Annotated in this window: 11 protein-coding genes and 1 riboswitch; of the genes, 4 read left to right on the top strand and 7 right to left on the bottom strand. The window is 74.5% G+C overall.

Features of this window, described 5'->3' with window-relative positions:
• The first annotated feature begins 92 nt into the window (after positions 1 to 92).
• The 3 genes from LIX60_RS29375 to LIX60_RS29365 are packed head-to-tail and all read left to right on the top strand — an operon-like array spanning position 93 to position 3957.
• Entirely contained in the window at positions 93 to 677 is a 585-nt protein-coding gene (locus LIX60_RS29375; RefSeq protein ID WP_227962240.1) for a 2Fe-2S iron-sulfur cluster-binding protein, read from the top strand.
• A complete protein-coding gene (locus LIX60_RS29370) occupies positions 674 to 1723 on the top strand; it encodes a xanthine dehydrogenase family protein subunit M (RefSeq protein ID WP_227962239.1) in 1050 nt (349 codons plus the stop codon). Before LIX60_RS29375 ends, LIX60_RS29370 begins: the two co-directional genes overlap by 4 nt.
• Positions 1720 to 3957 carry a xanthine dehydrogenase family protein molybdopterin-binding subunit gene (locus LIX60_RS29365; RefSeq protein WP_227962238.1) on the top strand — a complete coding sequence of 746 codons (2238 nt, stop codon included), beginning with the start codon at positions 1720 to 1722 and terminating at the stop codon, positions 3955 to 3957. Before LIX60_RS29370 ends, LIX60_RS29365 begins: the two co-directional genes overlap by 4 nt.
• A 77-nt stretch (positions 3958 to 4034) precedes the next feature.
• Here the strand turns inward: LIX60_RS29365 and LIX60_RS29360 are convergent, their stop codons facing one another.
• On the bottom strand, positions 4035 to 5426 hold the full coding sequence (locus tag LIX60_RS29360) for a transglycosylase family protein (RefSeq protein WP_227962237.1): 1392 nt from the start codon (positions 5424 to 5426) through the stop codon (positions 4035 to 4037).
• Positions 5427 to 5809: 383 nt separating this feature from the next.
• Positions 5810 to 7024 carry a transglycosylase family protein gene (locus tag LIX60_RS29355; RefSeq protein ID WP_227962236.1) on the bottom strand — a complete coding sequence of 405 codons (1215 nt, stop codon included), beginning with the start codon at positions 7022 to 7024 and terminating at the stop codon, positions 5810 to 5812.
• A 4-nt stretch (positions 7025 to 7028) separates the two neighbouring features.
• Positions 7029 to 7247, bottom strand: a riboswitch (cyclic di-AMP (ydaO/yuaA leader).
• 437 nt (positions 7248 to 7684) lie between these two features.
• Between LIX60_RS29355 and LIX60_RS29350 the strand changes: the two genes are divergently transcribed.
• On the top strand, positions 7685 to 8449 hold the full coding sequence (locus LIX60_RS29350) for an adenosylcobinamide amidohydrolase (protein WP_374117942.1): 765 nt from the start codon (positions 7685 to 7687) through the stop codon (positions 8447 to 8449).
• Positions 8450 to 8490: 41 nt separating this feature from the next.
• On the opposite strand, the gene LIX60_RS29345 is transcribed toward LIX60_RS29350, so the two are convergent.
• The 5 genes from LIX60_RS29345 to LIX60_RS29325 form a co-directional block, all read right to left on the bottom strand.
• Entirely contained in the window at positions 8491 to 9522 is a 1032-nt protein-coding gene (locus LIX60_RS29345) for a rod shape-determining protein (RefSeq protein ID WP_227962233.1), read from the bottom strand.
• Between the two features lie 163 nt (positions 9523 to 9685).
• Positions 9686 to 11134, bottom strand: coding sequence for an NADP-dependent phosphogluconate dehydrogenase (gndA, locus tag LIX60_RS29340; protein ID WP_227962232.1), 1449 nt, complete (start codon positions 11132 to 11134; stop codon positions 9686 to 9688).
• A gap of 114 nt (positions 11135 to 11248) precedes the next feature.
• Positions 11249 to 13618, bottom strand: a complete 2370-nt coding sequence (locus LIX60_RS29335; RefSeq protein WP_227962231.1) for a phosphoketolase — start codon at positions 13616 to 13618, stop codon at positions 11249 to 11251.
• A 172-nt stretch (positions 13619 to 13790) separates the two neighbouring features.
• Positions 13791 to 14837 carry a cation diffusion facilitator family transporter gene (locus LIX60_RS29330; protein ID WP_227962229.1) on the bottom strand — a complete coding sequence of 349 codons (1047 nt, stop codon included), beginning with the start codon at positions 14835 to 14837 and terminating at the stop codon, positions 13791 to 13793.
• Positions 14838 to 14990: 153 nt separating this feature from the next.
• Positions 14991 to 16568, bottom strand: coding sequence for an LCP family protein (locus tag LIX60_RS29325; RefSeq protein ID WP_227962227.1), 1578 nt, complete (start codon positions 16566 to 16568; stop codon positions 14991 to 14993).
• Positions 16569 to 16664 lie beyond the last annotated feature (96 nt).

Raw genomic sequence — 16664 nt, 5'->3', positions numbered from 1 at the left:
CGGCTGCTCCGTTCGGCTGATCCGTTCCGCCCCTTTCCGTCCGACGCCGTCCGCCCGGCCCCGCCCCTCCGGCCGGGCGACCGGGAGGCCCCATGACCGCACCGGCGCACACCACCCCCGTCACCCTCCACGTCAACGCGGAGTTGCGGGAACTGGTGGTCGACAACCGGGCCACCGTGCTCGACGTCCTGCGCGAGGAGCTGGATCTGACGGGCACCAAGAAGGGCTGTGACCACGGGCAGTGCGGTGCCTGCACGGTGCTCGTCGGCGGCACGCGGATGAACAGCTGCCTGCTGCTGGCCGTCGCCCACGACGGGGCCCGGATCACCACCGTCGAAGGGCTGGCCGGGGGGCCCGCCCGGAGCGGCCCGCTCCACCCGCTGCAGGAGGCGTTCCTCGACCGGGACGCCTACCAGTGCGGCTACTGCACCCCCGGCCAGCTCTGCTCCGCGATCGGCGCGCTCCAGGAGATGGGCGCGGGCCTGCCGAGCGCCGTGACCCCGGCGGACCATCCGTCGGGTCTGCCGGTGCCGGCGGACGACGCGGAGATCCGGGAGCGGATGAGCGGCAACCTCTGCCGCTGCGGCGCGTACGGGAACATCGTCCGCGCGGTGGGCGACGTGGCGCACACCGGAACCGCGCCCGGCGGCCGTACCGCCGAGGGCGGCGCCTGGTGAAGCCGTTCCGCTACGAACGCGCGACCGAGGCCGGGGCGGCCGTCACCGCGCTGGGCTCCTCGCCCCGCGCCCGCTACCTGGGCGGCGGCACCAACCTCGTGGACCTGATGAAGCTCGGGGTGGAGCAGCCCGACCTGCTGGTGGACGTGACCGCGCTGCCGCACACCGCCATCGAACACACCTCCGCCGGCGGCCTCCTGGTCGGCGCCGCCGTCCGCAACAGCGAGCTGGCCGCCGACCACGCCGTGCGCACCCGCTATCCCGTCCTGTCCCAGGCCCTGCTGGCCGGCGCGTCCGGTCAGCTGCGCAACGCGGCCACGGTCGGCGGGAATCTGCTGCAGCGCACCCGCTGCCCGTACTTCCAGGATCCCGGCAAGCCCTGCAACAAGCGGGAGCCGGGGACGGGATGCCCGGCGCGCGAGGGAGTGCACCGCGAGCTGGCGGTGCTCGGCGCCTCGCCGTCCTGCGTGGCCACCCACCCCTCCGACATGGCCGTCGCCCTGGCCGCGCTGGACGCCGGGGTGCACGTGCTGACCCGGTCGGGGACGCGGACCGTCCCGGTGACCGAGCTGCACCGGCTGCCGGGCGGCAGCCCGGAGCGCGACACCGTGCTGGCCCCCGGCGATCTGATCACCCATGTGGAGCTGGGTGCCGTGCCGGAGGCGGCGGACTCGGTCTACCGCAAGGTGCGCGACCGGGCCTCGTACAGCTTCGCGCTGGTCTCGGTGGCCGCGGCCCTCCTCGTGGACGGAGGGTACGTCCGCCGGGTGCGGCTGGCGTTCGGCGGGGTCGCCGCCCGGCCGTGGCGCGCCCGGACCGCCGAGGAGCGGCTGCTGGGGGCACCGGCCACCGCCGAGTCCTTCGCGCGGGCCGTCGACGCCGAGCTCGCCCCGGCCGAGCCGCTGCGCGACAACGCCTTCAAGGTGCCGTTGCTGCGCTCGCTGACCGTGCGCACCCTGACCGAGCTGGCCGAACCGGCCGAACCGGCCGGCCGCCGGACCGGGGACGGCGGCCCGCATCCGGAGGGGCCGTGGGAGACGCCATGAGCGGAGACAGCTGCGGAGACGGCTACGGAGACGGGCCCGGCCCCGGGAACGGGGACGCCCCCGGCCCCGGCACCCGCGGCGGGGCGCGGCGCGGGCACGGCAGCGCGCTCGGTGAGCCCGTGGTCCGGCTGGAGGGGCGCGAGAAGGTCACCGGTGCCGCCCGGTACGCCACCGAACACCCGGTCGAGGGCTGTGCGTACGCCTGGCCGGTGCCCGCGGCCGTCGCCCGGGGCGAGATCACGGCGGTCGACACGGCCGCCGCGCTGGCCGGTCCCGGTGTGCTGGCCGTGCTCACCCACGAGAACGCGCCCCGGCTCGGAGATCCGGGGGACGCGACCCTGCTCGTCCTCCAGTCGCCGCGGATCGCGCACCGCGGGCAGTACGTGGCGCTCGCCGTGGCCGAGACGCTGGAGGCGGCGCGGGAGGCGGCCGCCGCGGTCCGCGTGGAGTACGCGCCGGAGCGGCACGACGCGCGCTTCACCGCGGACCATCCGGGGATGTACACGCCGGAGCGGGTCAACGGCGGCCTCCCGTCCGACCGGGTGCGCGGCGACGTCGGCATGGCGTTCGCCGCCTCGGAGGTCCGGTTCGCCGCCGCGTACCGCGTACCGCCGCTGCACAACCATCCGCTGGAGCCGCACGCCGCCACCGCGCTCTGGATCGGCCCGCGGCTGCGCGTCTACGACTCCAGCCAGGGCGCGGCCCCGGTGCGGCAGGCCCTCGCCGCTCTGTTCGGGACGGACGAGGAGCTGATCACGGTCGTCTCCGAACACGTCGGCGGCGGCTTCGGCTCCAAGGGGTCACCGCGCCCGCACGCCGTCCTGGCGGCGATGGCCGCGCGGGAGACCGGCCGCCCCGTCAAACTGGCGCTCCCCCGGAACCAGCTGGCGGCCGTCGTGGGCCACCGGCCGGCGACGGAGCACCGGGTGCGCCTCGGTGCCGACGGCATGGGGCGGATCTCGGCGCTCTCGCACGAGGTGTTCACCTACAGCTCCACCCTGGAGGAGTTCACCGAGCAGGCCGCGACCCCGGGCCGCTTCATGTACGCCAGTCCGCACAGCCGTACGACGCACCGGCTCACCCGTCTCGACGTGCCGACGCCGTCGTGGATGCGCGCCCCCGGCGAGTGCCCCGGCATGTTCGCCCTGGAGTCGGCGATGGACGAACTGGCGATCGCCTGCGGGCTGGACCCCGTGGAGCTCCGGCTCCGCAACGAGACCGCGAAGGAGCCGGACTCCGGGCGCCCGTTCAGCAGCCGGATGCTCGCCGAGTGCCTGCGCGAGGGCGCGGACCGGTTCGGCTGGCGGGACCGCGATCCGCGGCCGGGCACGCGCGCCGAGGGGCGGCTGCTCATCGGCACCGGGGTCGCCGCATCCGGCCATCCGGCGAGCGTCTCCCCCGCGGCGGCGGAGGCCCACGCGGGCGCGGACGGCTACCGGGTGCGGATCAACGCGACGGACATCGGCACCGGGGCCCGAACGGTGCTGGCGCAGATCGCGGCCGACGCCCTGGGCGCGCCGCTGGACCGGGTGCGGATCGAGATCGGCAGCAGCGATCTGCCGCAGGCCCCGGTCGCGGGCGGCTCCTCGGGCACCGCGTCCTGGGGCTGGGCGGTGCACAAGGCCTGCCGGGAACTGCTGTACGAGCTGGCGCGGCACGGCGGGACACCGCCGGAGACCGGTCTGTCGGTGTACGCCGATACGGCGGAGGAGGTCGCGGCCCGCACGCGGGAGTACGCGCGGCGGGCCTTCGGGGCCCAGTTCGCCGAGGTGCAGGTGGACAGGGACACCGGGGAGACCCGGGTGCGGCGGCTGCTCGGGGTGTTCGCGGCCGGGCGCGTCCTCAATCCGCGCACGGCGCGCTCACAGCTCACCGGCGGGATGGTCATGGGCCTGTCGATGGGGCTGATGGAACACAGCACCCTGGACCCGGACTTCGGGGACTTCGCGGAACGGGACCTGGCGATGTACCCCGTGGCGACCTGCGCCGACGTGCCCGACATCGAGGTGCGCTGGCTGGCGGAGGAGGACAGCCGGCTCAACCCGATGGGCTCCAAGGGCATCGGGGAGATCGGCGCGGTGGGCACGGCGGCGGCGGTGGCGAACGCCGTGCACCACGCCACGGGGGTGCGGGTCCGCGCCCTGCCCGTCCTCCCGGAGAAGCTGCTGCCGGGCCTGGCCGCACGGCCGCGGGACGCGGAGGTCCGGGGCGCGGAGGGAACGACTCCTCCGTAACGGCGGGCCGTCGCGGCGGGGCGGCGCGACGCCGGGGCAGGCGGGGGACGGGCCTACGGGCCCCCGCCCGCCCCGGATCAGATCGCGACCCCGCGCCCCCGCAGATAGGCCAGCGGGTCGATGTCGGAGCCGTAGCCCGGTCCCGTACGGACCTCGAAGTGCAGGTGCGGCCCGGTGCTGTTGCCGGTGGAGCCGGAGCGGCCGAGCTGCTGCCCGGCGGGGACCTGCTGTCCGGCCCGTACGGAGAGCTGGGAGAGGTGGGCGTACTGGCTGTACCGGCCGTCGCTGTGCCGCAGGACGACCTGGTAGCCGTAGGCGCCGGCCCAGCCCGCGGAGACGACCTGGCCGGAGGCCACGGCCCGGACCGAGGTGCCGGTGGCGACGGGGAAGTCGACGCCCGTGTGGTAACCGCTGGACCAGCTGCCGCCCGAGGCCCGGTACGGGGTGCTCGGCGAGACGCCCGGGACGGGCGCGGAGAAGGCGCCGGAGCCGGAGCGGGAGCTCCGCTGCTCGCCGGAGCGCTCCTGCTTCCGCTCGGCCCTCTTCTTCTCCGGGGCGGCCTTCTTCTTCTCGGCCTTCTCGGCCTTCTCGGCCTTCTTCTCCGCCTTCTTCTCCGCCTTCTTGTCGGCCTTCTTGTCGGCCTTGTGCTTCCCGGCCTTCTTCTCCGGGGCCGGGGCGGGGGCCGCCCGGCGTTCGGAGGTCTCGCGTTCCGAAGTCTCCGGAGGGCTCCCGGCACCGGACGCCTGCCCGCGCAGGGAGAGCCGCTGGCCGGGGAGGATCAGGTCCGGGTCCTCGCCGATGACCTCGCGGTTGGCCTCGTAGAGCCGCTGCCAGCCGCCGTCGACGTCGTTCCCGCGGGCGATGCCGAAGAGCGTGTCACCGCTGACGACGCGGTACGAGTCGGTGGTGCGGGAGCCGGGGGCACGGGTGGCGGAGGCGGCCTGGGCCGGGTCCTTCGCCTTCCGTTCCGCACGCTGCTGCTGCCGCTGCTCCGCCCCGGCCGCTCCGGCGGCCTTCTCCTTCTGCCGCGCGTCCTCGGCGCGCGGGCCGGACCGGTCCGCGGCCGGCGCGGTGTCCGGACCGTCGCCGCCGCGGGCGAGGCCGGCCCGCGGCCCGCAGTTCGGCCATGCGCCGGGGCCCTGGCCGTCGAGGACCTTCTCGGCTGTCGCGAGCTGCTCCGCCCGGGTGGCGAGGTCGGCGCGCGGCGCGTACCGGGTGCCGCCGAACGCCTCCCAGGTGCTCTGCGAGAACTGGAGGCCGCCGTAGTAGCCGTTGCCCGTGTTGATGTCCCAGTCGTTGCCGCTCTCGCACTCGGCGACCCGCTCCCAGGTGTCGGCGGAGGCGGCGCTCGCGCTCGCGGCGGCCACCAGCGGGAGGGCGATGCCCGCGCCTCCGGCGGTGACGGTCAACGACGCCTGGGAGATACGGCTCGGCTGGTGCCGGCGGTGCCGTCCGCGGGTGGGGGGCATCGGCTGGGGTCCTCTCCTGCGCTGGGGCCGAAAAAGGCGGCCGCGCAAGGGAGTTCGCGGGCCGTGCCCAAGATAGGCGGGCGCATTCCGCGTCACAACCGATTCCGGGAATCTGCGGGACGATTATCGGATTTCGAAGAAGTGAATCTTGAAAAGGAGCGCTGCGGGGGAAGGCCTGTTTCCCGGTGTAACCCCTGCTGATCCCTGGTGCGCCGGCAGCTGCCGGCCGGCCGTCCGCTCTTCGCCCCGGAAGATCGAATTCCGCGGCGGCTTCCCCTCCTTTTCCGGCCACCGGCCCGCGCGCCCGGCCGGAAACGGGCGAGGTGCCCGTTCCCGCGGGGCGGGAACGGGCACCTCGGATGGTGCTGTGCGGTGCGGGGAGGTCAGATGGAGACGCCCTTGCCCCGCAGGTAGGCCAGCGGGTCCACGTCGGAGCCGTAGCCCTGGCCGGTCCGGACCTCGAAGTGCAGGTGCGGGCCGGTGCTGTTGCCGGTGGAACCGGACAGCCCGAGCTGCTGGCCGCCCTGGACGGTCTGGCCGGCCGAGACGGACAGCGAGGACAGGTGGGCGTACTGGCTGAACTTGCCGTCGGCGTGCCGGACGACGACCTCGTTGCCGTACGCGCCGGCCCAGCCCGCGGAGACGACCGTGCCGGAGCCGATCGACTTCACCGAGGTGCCGGTGGCGACGGAGAAGTCGACGCCGGTGTGGTAACCGCTGGACCAGCTGCCGCCCGAGGCCCGGTACGGGGTGCTCGGGGAAGCGGCGACCGGGGCGCTGAAGCCCGCGGCGTTGGCCTGGGCCTGCTGGACGGCCGGCTTCTCGGCGGCCTTGGCCGGGGCCTTGGCCTCGGACTTCTGGGCCTTCGGCGCGGCCTTGGGGGCCTCCGCCTTCGGAGCGGCCTGCTCGCCGTCCAGCGAGTACTTCTGACCCGGGAAGATCAGGTTCGGGTTACCGCCTATGACCTCGCGGTTCCCCTCGTAGATGCTCTCCCAGCCACCCTCGACGCCCTTGGCCTCGGCGATCTTGGCAAGGGTGTCACCGCTGACGACGGTGTACGAAGAGGTCTTCGCGGTGCCGGCGTCCGACGGAGACGGCTTGGCGGCCTTCTTCTCGGCCTTCGGCGCGGCCTTGGGGGCCTCCGCCTCGGGAGCCTCGGCCTTGGGGGTGTCCGCGGCCTGGCCCTGCTGCTTGGCGCCGGTGTCGACGGCGGGGGCCTCGCCACCGCGGGTGAGACCGGCCTTGACGGAGCAGACCGGCCAGGCGCCCGGGCCCTGGCCCGCGAGCACCTTCTCGGCGATCGCGATCTGCTGGTCCTTGGTGGCGAGGTCCGCGCGCGGCGCGAACTCGGTACCACCGAAGGCGGCCCAGGTGCTCTGCGTGAACTGCAGGCCACCGTAGAAGCCGTTGCCCGTGTTGATGCTCCAGTTACCGGTGCTCTCGCACTGGGCGACCTTGTCCCAGGTCCCGACCGAAGCGGCGCTGGCGCCGGAGGCGCCGACGAGGGGGAGTACGAGGCCCGCGCCACCGGTGGTGACGGCGAGCGTGGCGATGGAAAGACGGCTGGTGCGAGTACGGCGATGACGTCCGCGAGACATAGGGGTATTTCCTCTCCTACGCCTACGAGGTGAGCTGTCGGGTTCGGGCTGGAGTTGCCCGGACGCATTCGGTCGGCCGGCTCGGCCGGCCTGCGCGTCTTCACCCCGAGCCGCACCGTGTGGTGTGTCACACGGTCCGGCGACTTACCTTTGGGTCCCCCGCTCCTGCCGTGGTGCGTCGTGGTTTCCCTCCTCCGGCGGCAGGATTCGGCGTTCCGGAGGAAGAATGCCCGCCAAGCTTTCGGCGGAGCAGCGGCAAACGTAAGCGCTCGGTTTTCACCAAAGCAAGGAGAAGTCGGACAGCCGGGTGTTTACCGGCGGTATTTGCGGGGATGGCGTGACGCGGTGCGCACAACTCCCGGCAAAGAGCGACGAAAATCCTCGCCGTTCGCCGCCCGGAAACAGCAGAGGGTTACATCCTCGACGGAACAGCGGCATTCGGATGCATTGCGTCACCTTTCCCCTCCGCATTCTGTGAAGCGCGTCACCGGTGAATGTTTTGTCCGTTTTGAGGTGTTCTCGGGCGGGAGTGGAGCGGCGGCCGGGGTCGCCGCCGGGCTGCCCGCCCCCTTCCCGCGGCCGGCGTCTACGATCATGGCCACCGGGCGCCGGGCCACTCCCCGGCCGCCTCCCGGACCCGGCCGACGGAGGACTGCCGCCGTGACCACCACCCCCCTGCCCCGCGCCGCGGCGGCGCCCGCACCGGTCCTGCTGCGGGCCGAGCGGCTCGCCCGCACCGAGGACGGAGCCTGCCGCCACGCCCTGCTGTGGCGCGCCGGGCCGGGCTGGCGGATGGCCAGCAGCGCCGTACTCGGCGGCGGCCTCGGTGAACGCGGCTGGGTGCTCAACGCCCAGGTGCGCCCCGGCTACACCCGGACCGATCCCGCCCGCCATCTGGCCGGGCTGGCCCGGGACGCCGGGCTGGCCGGGCCCGGTGTGGGGCTGATGACGGCCGCCGAGGTGGACGCGTGCACTCGCGCCGCCGACGGCGGTGTGGAGGCGCTGGTGACCACCGGCATCGGCGTCTCCGGCTGGGCCGCCTCCCCCGACCCGGGCTCCCCGGCACCCCCGCCGCCGGGCACGATCAACATCGTCGTCGCCGTACCGGCCCCGCTCGGCGACGCCGCACTCGTCAACGCCGTGGCCACGGCGACCGAGGCCAAGGTCCAGGCCCTGCTCGACGCGGGCTTCGACTGCTCCGGCACCCCCTCGGACGCGGTGTGCGTCGCGGCCCGCGCCGCCCGGCCCGGCGAGGAGCCTGAGGCCTTCGGCGGGCCGCGGTCGCTCTGGGGCGCGCGGCTGGCACGGGCCGTCCACACCGCCGTACGGGAGGGCGCCCGGCGGGAGCGGGAACGCACGGCGGCGGGCCTCGGCGGGCCGGCGCCGCATCCCCGCTCCCTGCCGGGCTGCCGCGCGGAGGTCTGAACCGCCGCCGGCGCGGGGGCGGCCGGCGGCCGCGGTGCCCGTCACAGCGGGGCCAGCATCTGCCGGCGGGCGGCCGGGTCCACCTCGTCGATCCAGCGCGCGGCCCCGTCGAGTACGGAGGAGCGCGGCGCCGCGGCGAGATGGACGGTCATGCCGATGGCCCGCCCCAGCCGGTCCGGGAGGCCGTCGAAGAGCGCCCCGCCGCCCGTGACCACCAGCCCGCGCTCCACGATGTCGTCCGCGACGCCGCCGGGGCAGTTGCCGATGGCCGTGACGACCAGCCGGGCGATGCGCCGGATCTCCGGCTCGATGATGTCCCGCAGCTCCCCCGCCGCGACCGAGACGGTCTTGGGCAGATCGGTGACGCGGTCCCGGCCCCGGACCGGCAGCCGGGTGCCGGGCGCGGTCTCCGCCACCCGGCCGAGACCGGTCTTGACGGCCTCGGCCGCGCTGGTGCTCAGCGCCAGGGTGTGCTCGCGCTGGAGGTGGGTGACCAGGGCGGACGTCACGGCGTCGCCCGCGACCGGCGAGGACTCGGCGGAGACCAGGGTGCCGAAGGCGAAGGCGCAGATCTCCGTGGTCCCGGCGCCGATGTCGACGATCATGGTGCCGCCGGAGTCCCAGAGCGGCAGCCCGGCACCCAGGGCCGCGAGCATCCCCTTGGGCAGCAGCCGCACCCAGCGGGCACCGGCCTGGAGCAGCACCTCCTCGGCGGCGATCCGCTGCACCTCGGTGGCGGACGCGGGGACGCCCGTCACGACCCCCGGCGGCAGCAGACCGCGCCGGGAGGGGCCGCCGTCGCCCAGCGCGTGCCGGAGCAGCAGGGCGGCGGCGTCGAAGTCGGTGACGACACCGCGGCTGAGCGGCACCACCGCCTCGATGTCCGGCGGGGTGCGGCCGAGGATCCGGCCCGCCTGGTCGCCGACGGCGACCACCTGCCGGGACCCGGTGGTCACCGCGATGACGGACGCGCCGTCGTAGCGGTGGCCTCCGCGCGGCCCGCGGACGCGGAGGCGGGAGGTGCCGAGGTCCACCGCTACGGGGGGTCCGCCGGAGGTGCGGGACCAGCGCATGGGGAGTCCTTTCCGGACGGCTGCTCTCCGGGTCAGACTCGCGCGGACGGGGCCGGCGGCGGGCGAGGCGCTCCCCTCACTCCCTCGAAAGTGTGATGATCGGCCCGCAGGGGCCGCCCGCACGGCCCCGCCGCCCGTCCCGCCGCGGGCCGCCCTCCCGGCGTCAGCCGGCGACTTCCGAGCGGTCTCCGCCCCAGAGCGTGTGGAAGCTGCCCTCGCGGTCCACGCGCCGGTAGGTGTGCGCCCCGAAGTAGTCGCGCTGGCCCTGGGTGAGCGCGGCCGGCAGCCGCTCGGCGCGGAGCGCGTCGTAGTAGGCGAGGGCGGCGGAGAAGCCGGGCGTCGGCACCCCGTACGCCACGGCCGTGCCGACCACCGTGCGCCAGTCCCGCTGCGCCGCGCCGATCTCCCCCGCGAACTCGCGGTCGGCCAGGAGCGTGGGCAGCTTGGGGTCGGTGTCGAAAGCGGCGCGGATGCGGTCGAGGAACGCGGCCCGGATGATGCAGCCGCCGCGCCAGATCGCGGCCACCGCCCCCGGGTCGATCGTCCAGCCGTACTCGCCGGCGGCCGCGTCGATCATGTTCCAGCCCTGGGCGTAGGAGACGACCTTCGAGGCGTAGAGCGCCTGCTCCACCTGGTCCGCGAAGTGCCGGGCGTCCTCCGCCCCGAGCGTCGCGCGCTGCGGGCCCGGCAGGCCCCCGGCGGCCTGCCGCAGCCCCGCGTGGCCGGAGACGGAGCGGGCGAAGACCGCCTCGGCGATACCGGAGACGGGAACACCCAGGTCGAGCGCCGTCTGCACCGTCCAGCGGCCGGTGCCCTTCTGGCCGGCGCTGTCGGCGACGACGTCCACGAACGGCCGGCCGGTCGCGGCGTCGGTGTGGGCCAGGACCTCGGCGGTGATCTCGATGAGATACGAGTCGAGGCGGCCGGTGTTCCAGGTGCGGAAGATCTCCGCGATCTCGGCGGGCCGGTAGCCGGCCACCTGGCGCAGCAGGTCGTAGGCCTCGCCGATGAGCTGCATGTCGGCGTACTCGATGCCGTTGTGCACCATCTTGACGAAGTGCCCGGCGCCGTCCGCACCGATGTGGGTGCAGCAGGGCGTGCCGTCGGCGGCCTTGGCGGCGATGTCCTCCAGCAGCGGGCCGAGCGCGGCGTAGGCCTCGGGCGAGCCGCCGGGCATGATGCTGGGCCCGTTGAGCGCGCCCTCCTCCCCGCCGGAGATCCCGGTGCCGACGAAGTGGAGGCCGCGCTCGCGCAGCGCGGCCTCCCGGCGGCGGGTGTCCTCGAAGTGGGCGTTGCCGCCGTCGATGATCATGTCGCCGGCTTCGAGCAGCGGGGCGAACTCGTCGATCACCGCATCGGTGGACATGCCCGCCTTCACCATGATCACCACGCGGCGGGGCCGCTCCAGCGAGGCGACGAAGGCGGCCGGGTCGTCGGACGGGAGGAAGGTGCCCTCGTGGCCGAACTCCTCGACCAGGGCCCGGGTCCGGGTCGCGGTGCGGTTGTGCAGCGCCACGGTGTGGCCGTGCCGGGCGAGATTGCGGGCCAGGTTGCGGCCCATCACCGCCAGCCCGGTGACCCCGATCTGCGCCTTCGTCCCGGTGTCTGCCATATCTCAAGACTCCCTCGGTGGCGGGGTGGCCCCGCGTCTGTGCGTCTGCTGCGGTCGCCGCGCTTCCGGCGGCCCGCCGTACCTCCGCGGGCCGGCCCGCGGGTGACCGGGCCGCTAGGCCCAGGTCCACTCGCGGATCTCGGGCATGTCCTGGCCGTGCTCCCGGATGTACGAACGGTGTTCGTTGCGCTTGTCCTTCATCAGCTGGCGGACCCCGATCGCCCGGAGTGCCAGCCCGGGCACCCGGTCGATGACGTCCATCACCAGCCGGTAGCGGTCCATGTCGTTCAGCACGACCATGTCGAACGGTGTCGTGGTGGTGCCCTGCTCCTTGTAGCCCCGGACGTGGATGTTGGCGTGGCCGTTCCGCCGGTAGGTGAGCCGGTGGATCAGCCACGGATAGCCGTGGTAGGCGAAGATGACGGGCTTGTCGGCGGTGAATACGGCGTCGAACCCGTGATCGTTCAGCCCGCTGGGATGTTCCGTGTGGGGCAGCAGCCGCATCAGGTCGACGACATTGACCACCCGGACGGCCAGATCGGGCAGATGCGCGCGGAGCAGCGAGGCCGCGGCCATGACCTCCTGGGTGGGCACGTCGCCCGCGGCGGCGAGGACCACGTCCGGCTCCCGGCCGGTGTCGCTGCCGGCCCAGTCCCAGACGCTGACGCCGCGCTCCACGTGGTTGACGGCGTCGTCGAGGGAGAGCCAGTCGAAGCAGGGCTGCTTCCCGGCCGCGACGATATTGATCAGATCCCGGCTGTCGAGGGTCTTCCCGGCGACGGCCAGCAGGGTGTTGGCGTCCGGCGGCAGATAGACCCGGATGGTCTGCGGGTCCTTGTTGACCATGTGGTCGATGAAGCCGGGGTCCTGGTGCGAGAAGCCGTTGTGGTCCTGCCGCCAGACGTGCGAGGTGAGCAGGTAGTTCAGGGAGGAGAGCGGCATCCGCCAGGGCAGTTGGCGGGAGACCTTCAGCCACTTGGCGTGCTGGTTCGCCATGGACGTCACGATGTGGATGAACGCCTCGTAGGAGGAGAACAGTCCGTGCCGCCCGGTCAGGAGATAGCCCTCCAGCCAGCCCTGGCAGTTGTGCTCGGAGAGCATCTCCAGCACCCGGCCGTCGCGGGCGAGATGCTCGTCGGTGGACAGGATCTCGTCCTGCCAGCCCTTGCCGGTCGCGTCGTAGACGTCCTGGAGGCGGTTGGAGGCGGTCTCGTCCGGGCCGAACAGCCGGAAGTCGCGGCTCTTCTCCGTCCGCCGCATCAGGTCGCGCAGCAGCCCGCCGAGGATCCGGGTGGGCTCGTGCAGGGTGGCGCCCGGCTCGGGCACCTTGACCGCGTAGTCCCGGATGGCCGGCACCGGCAGGCTGCGCAGCAGGCGGCCGCCGTTGGTGTGCGGGTTGGAGCCGAGCCGCCGGTCCCCCGCGGGGACGTGGGCCAGCACCTCGGGGAGCGGCCGGCCCTGCTCGTCGAAGAGCTCCTCCGGCCGGTAGGAGCGCATCCACTCCTCCAGCTGCCGCAGATGCCCGGGGCTCTCCCGCAGGCCGGACAGCGGTACCTGGTGGGCGCGCCAGGTGCCCTCCACCGGTTTGCCGTCGACGGTGGCCGGTCCCGTCCAGCCCTTGGGCGTCCGCAGGACGATCATGGGCCAGCGGGGGCGCACGGCCGCCCCGTCCTCGCGGGCCGCCCGCTGGTGCCCGGCGATCCGGTCCAGGCAGTGGTCGAGGGCGGCGGCCATGGCGTGGTGCACGGCGGCCGGGTCGTCGCCCTCGACGTACACTGGTTCGTGGCCGTAGCCGCGGAGCAGCTGGTCCAGCTCCTCGTGCGGGAGGCGGGAGAGGACCGCCGGGTTGGCGATCTTGTACCCGTTGAGGTGGAGGATCGGCAGGACGGCGCCGTCGTGCACCGGGTCGAGGAACTTGTTGCCGTGCCAGCCGGTGGCCAGCGGGCCCGTCTCGGCCTCCCCGTCGCCGACGATCGCGGCGACGACCAGACCCGGGTTGTCGAACGCGGCGCCGTAGGCGTGGCTCAGCGCGTAGCCCAGCTCGCCGCCCTCGTGGATGGAGCCCGGGGTCTCCGGGGCGACGTGGCTCGGCACCCCGCCGGGGAAGGAGAACTGCCGGAACAGCCGGGCCATGCCCTCGGCGTCGCGGGAGACGTCCGGGTAGACGTCGGAGTAGCTGCCGTCCAGCCAGCAGCAGGCGAGGGTCGCCGGGCCGCCGTGCCCGGGGCCGGTGACGTGGATGGCGTCCAGGTCCCGGGCCCTGATCACCCGGTTGAGGTGGGCGTAGATCAGGTTGAGGCCGGGGGTGGTGCCCCAGTGCCCCAGCAGCCGCGGCTTGATGTGCTCCACGGAGAGCGGCTCGGCCGGCAGCGGGTTGGCGAGCAGGTAGATCTGGCCCACGGCCAGATAGTTCGCGGCCCGCCAGTAGCGGTCCAGCGTGGCGAGGTCGTCGTCGGACAGGTGTGCTGCCTGAGCCGTGGCCATACTGTTCGCCTCTCGAATCAGCCGTGTGCGGTCAGCGGTGCGTGGCCGGCGGTACGGGGCCGGCCGTGCGTGCGGGCCGGGGCACGGCCGCGGCCGCGCCGCGCGCCCGGCTCGGCGGGTGTCCCGCCGCACCACCCCATACTCCCCCGATCCGCCGCGAAGTCACCGGAGATCAGCCGGAGTTCTCCGCCACGGCCGCCACCGCCTCGTCGAGTTCCCGCCGCTCCCGGCGGGCCCGTCGGCGGTCCTCCGCGGTGGCCTCGGTGATGTCCAGGAAGATCTGGTCGACCAGGGGCCAGGCGCTCTCCATGGCGTCCTTGATCCGCTCGGACACCTCCTCGACCTCCTCGCTGTCGAGCCCGCCGATCAGGTCGACGCGCGCCGCGACGAGCGTGGAGTCCATGCCCAGCCGCATGGTGAGCAGCACGGTGACGGTGTCGATCTCCGGCTGCTCGTCGAGGAAAGTGTGAATCTCCTGCCGCAGGGCCGGGTCGAGCGCCACACCGATGAGCTGGTCCCGGTTCTCCCGGCCGAGCCGGTAGGCGACGTAGACCAGCAGGACACCGATCAGCATCGAGGCCCACGCCTCGTACACGATGTCGCCGGTGGCCATGTGCAGACCCATCCCGGCCGCGGCCAGCAGCACGCCGAGGCACGCCGTGCCGTCCTCGGCGAGGACCGTGCGCAGCGCGGGGTCGGTGCCGGCGCGCAGCTGGCCGATCATGCCGCGCCGGTTGCGGCGGGCGTGGCCGCGGAGCTGGTGGAGCGCCTTGAGCAGGGAGGTTCCCTCGGCGAGCAGGGCGATGCCGAGCACGACGAGCCCGGCCACATAGCCGTCGAGGCTCTCCGAGGAGCCGGAGCCCAGGGCGCTGATGCCCTGGTAGAAGGAGAAGCAGCCGCCCATCACGAAGATGCCGACGGCCGCGAGCAGGGACCAGAAGAAGCGCTCCTTGCCGTAGCCGAAGGGGTGCTCCGCGTCGGGCTCCTTGCGGCTGCGCCGCAGGGATGCCAGCAGGAAGACCTCGTTCATGCTGTCGGCCACCGAGTGCGCCGCCTCCGACAGCAGGGCGGGTGAACCGGCGAACAGTCCGCCCAGCGCCTTGGCCAGCGCGATGACGAGGTTCGCGGCAAGCGCGACGAGGACGGTCATCCGCGTCCTCTTGTCCTCTCTGCGCCGCTTGTCGGCCAGCTTCCGGCGCTTGTCCCGCAGGGTGCTCATGGTTGGGCCACTCTCCCCGTTCCTCGACTGGCCGGTCGCCTACCCTGCGTGGCGTCCATGACGCGCGGTGACCGCATGCCCCGTGATCACGGTCGGGCGGGCCCGGACGCGGAGGGCGCACAGGGGGCCCAGGGGGCGCGGGGGCGCGGGGCGCTACCCGCCGGGCGGGGTCTCGCGGCAGCTCAGCTCGTCCCCGGTGACGGGGGCCCCTTCGACGCCGCTCCGGTCGTGGACGACGGGGACCACCCGGCCGGCGATGGGGCCGACGGTCACCCGGAAGACCCGGCCGAGCCCCTCGGTCTCCCGCACCCGGGCGTTCGGCAGTGCGGCGGCCAGGGTGGGCGCGGCGCGCCGCAGCCTCGGGTCGTGGGCGATCTCGGTCGGCCGCGCCTGGGCGGGGCCGCCGCCGGACCCGGCCGTGACCCCCACGACGGTGAAGCCGTTCGCCCGCAGCTTCATGGCCAGCCGCGCGGCGCTGCCCGGCTCGGCCCCGGGTCCCTCCGCCACGCTGACCCGCAGTTTGCGGGGGGCGACGGCGACGGGGACCGGGCGGATCTCGCCGGGCCGGGTCTCCGGGACGATCGGCCGGTCGGCGCGGACGGCCGCGAAGAGGGCCTCCGCGCGGGGCTCGTCCCAGACGAGGGTGGAGCCCCAGCCGGGGACCCGGTGGTCGAAATCCCTGATGGGAACGGTGGCGAACTCGGCGGCGGAGCTCGGCAGCTTCCGCAGCGCCCGGCCGAGGCCGGCCAGCTTCGGCAGGGTCAGGCCCTCGTCGGTGCGTACGGAGCGGAGCAGGGCCCGCGCGCTGCGGGAGAACCCGTCCCCGCCGGAGGGCGTCCGGTCGCCGGAGAAGAGGTTCTCCATCAGCGAGACGAGGAAGCGCTGCTGCCGCCGGACCCGGCCGAGGTCGCCGGGGGGATCCAGCCGGCGGGCGCGGACGTACTTCAGCGCGTCCGTGCCGTCGACGTGGTGGGTGCCGGGCGGGAGGTCGAGGCCGGACTTGTCGTCCTTGAGGGGCTTGTCGGTGCAGACCTCGCCGCCGCCGAGCCGGTCGACCGTGCGGACGAAGCCGGTGAAGTCCGTCTCCAGGTAGTGGTCGACCCGGATACCGGTCGCGTGCTCGACCGCGGCCACGGTGAGGGCGGGGCCGCCGTGCTTGTGCGCCGCGTTGATCTTGCCCCAGTGGCGCACCGGCCCGGTGCCGGTCGCGGGGGACGCGGACCCGGCGGCTTCCGGCCGGGACGGTTCCGGCCCCGCGGTCCCGGGGCCGGGCGGGGCCGCGGCGCCGGAGGCCCCGGCGGGGCTCCCCGGGGCCGGGGTCCGGGTGGCGGGAGGCTCGGTGTGCGGGGGGAACTCGGCGTAGGAGTCCCGCGGGATGCTGATGACGCCGACCCGGCGCCGGTCCGCCGAGACATGCAGCAGCATCATCACGTCCGTGCAGTCGCAGCCCTCGCCGCCGACGAACAGCCGCCGTTTCTCCGCCCGCGAGAGCCCGGTGCGCCCGTCCAGGCCCACCAGGAGGAAGGTCGTGCCGGGCGTCGGCCGCGGCCGGCCGGTCAGCCCCTCGAAGGGTGAGAGGCGGGGTCCGCCGGCCTCCGGACCGGGCCGCGCCGGGGGCTCCGGGGCCTCGGAGGACGGGGCGCAGCCACCGGCCAGCAGGGCCGCGCAGAGGACGACGGCCACCCGGGACCGGGCTCTCCGGGTGCGTACGGGGAGGACTGGACGGAACATGGGAAGACCTCCGCGATACGGTGACCTCCGCAGGCTAGGCACGGCGCGCGGGGAGGTGCGCGGTGCGCACGCCGCGCCCGGCAGGCGGCCACCCGG

The sequence above is a fragment of the Streptomyces sp. S07_1.15 genome (assembly GCF_020739505.1).
In the GTDB taxonomy this organism is placed as follows: Bacteria; Actinomycetota; Actinomycetes; order Streptomycetales; family Streptomycetaceae; genus Streptomyces; species Streptomyces xinghaiensis.
The sequence above is the reverse complement of the archived record's forward strand: the minus strand, read 5'-3'. Positions and strand labels throughout refer to the sequence as shown.

What these genes read in the sequence shown, in the direction of transcription:
- LIX60_RS29330 (WP_227962229.1), bottom strand. Translation starts at nt 14,837, where the DNA reads ATGAGCACCCTGCGGGACAAGCGCCGGAAGCTGGCCGACAAGCGGCGC.
- LIX60_RS29335 (WP_227962231.1), bottom strand. Translation starts at nt 13,618, where the DNA reads ATGGCCACGGCTCAGGCAGCACACCTGTCCGACGACGACCTCGCCACG.
- LIX60_RS29325 (WP_227962227.1), bottom strand. Translation starts at nt 16,568, where the DNA reads ATGTTCCGTCCAGTCCTCCCCGTACGCACCCGGAGAGCCCGGTCCCGG.
- gndA (WP_227962232.1), bottom strand. Translation starts at nt 11,134, where the DNA reads ATGGCAGACACCGGGACGAAGGCGCAGATCGGGGTCACCGGGCTGGCG.
- LIX60_RS29345 (WP_227962233.1), bottom strand. Translation starts at nt 9,522, where the DNA reads ATGCGCTGGTCCCGCACCTCCGGCGGACCCCCCGTAGCGGTGGACCTC.
- LIX60_RS29365 (WP_227962238.1), top strand. Translation starts at nt 1,720, where the DNA reads ATGAGCGGAGACAGCTGCGGAGACGGCTACGGAGACGGGCCCGGCCCC.
- LIX60_RS29355 (WP_227962236.1), bottom strand. Translation starts at nt 7,024, where the DNA reads ATGTCTCGCGGACGTCATCGCCGTACTCGCACCAGCCGTCTTTCCATC.
- LIX60_RS29360 (WP_227962237.1), bottom strand. Translation starts at nt 5,426, where the DNA reads ATGCCCCCCACCCGCGGACGGCACCGCCGGCACCAGCCGAGCCGTATC.
- LIX60_RS29375 (WP_227962240.1), top strand. Translation starts at nt 93, where the DNA reads ATGACCGCACCGGCGCACACCACCCCCGTCACCCTCCACGTCAACGCG.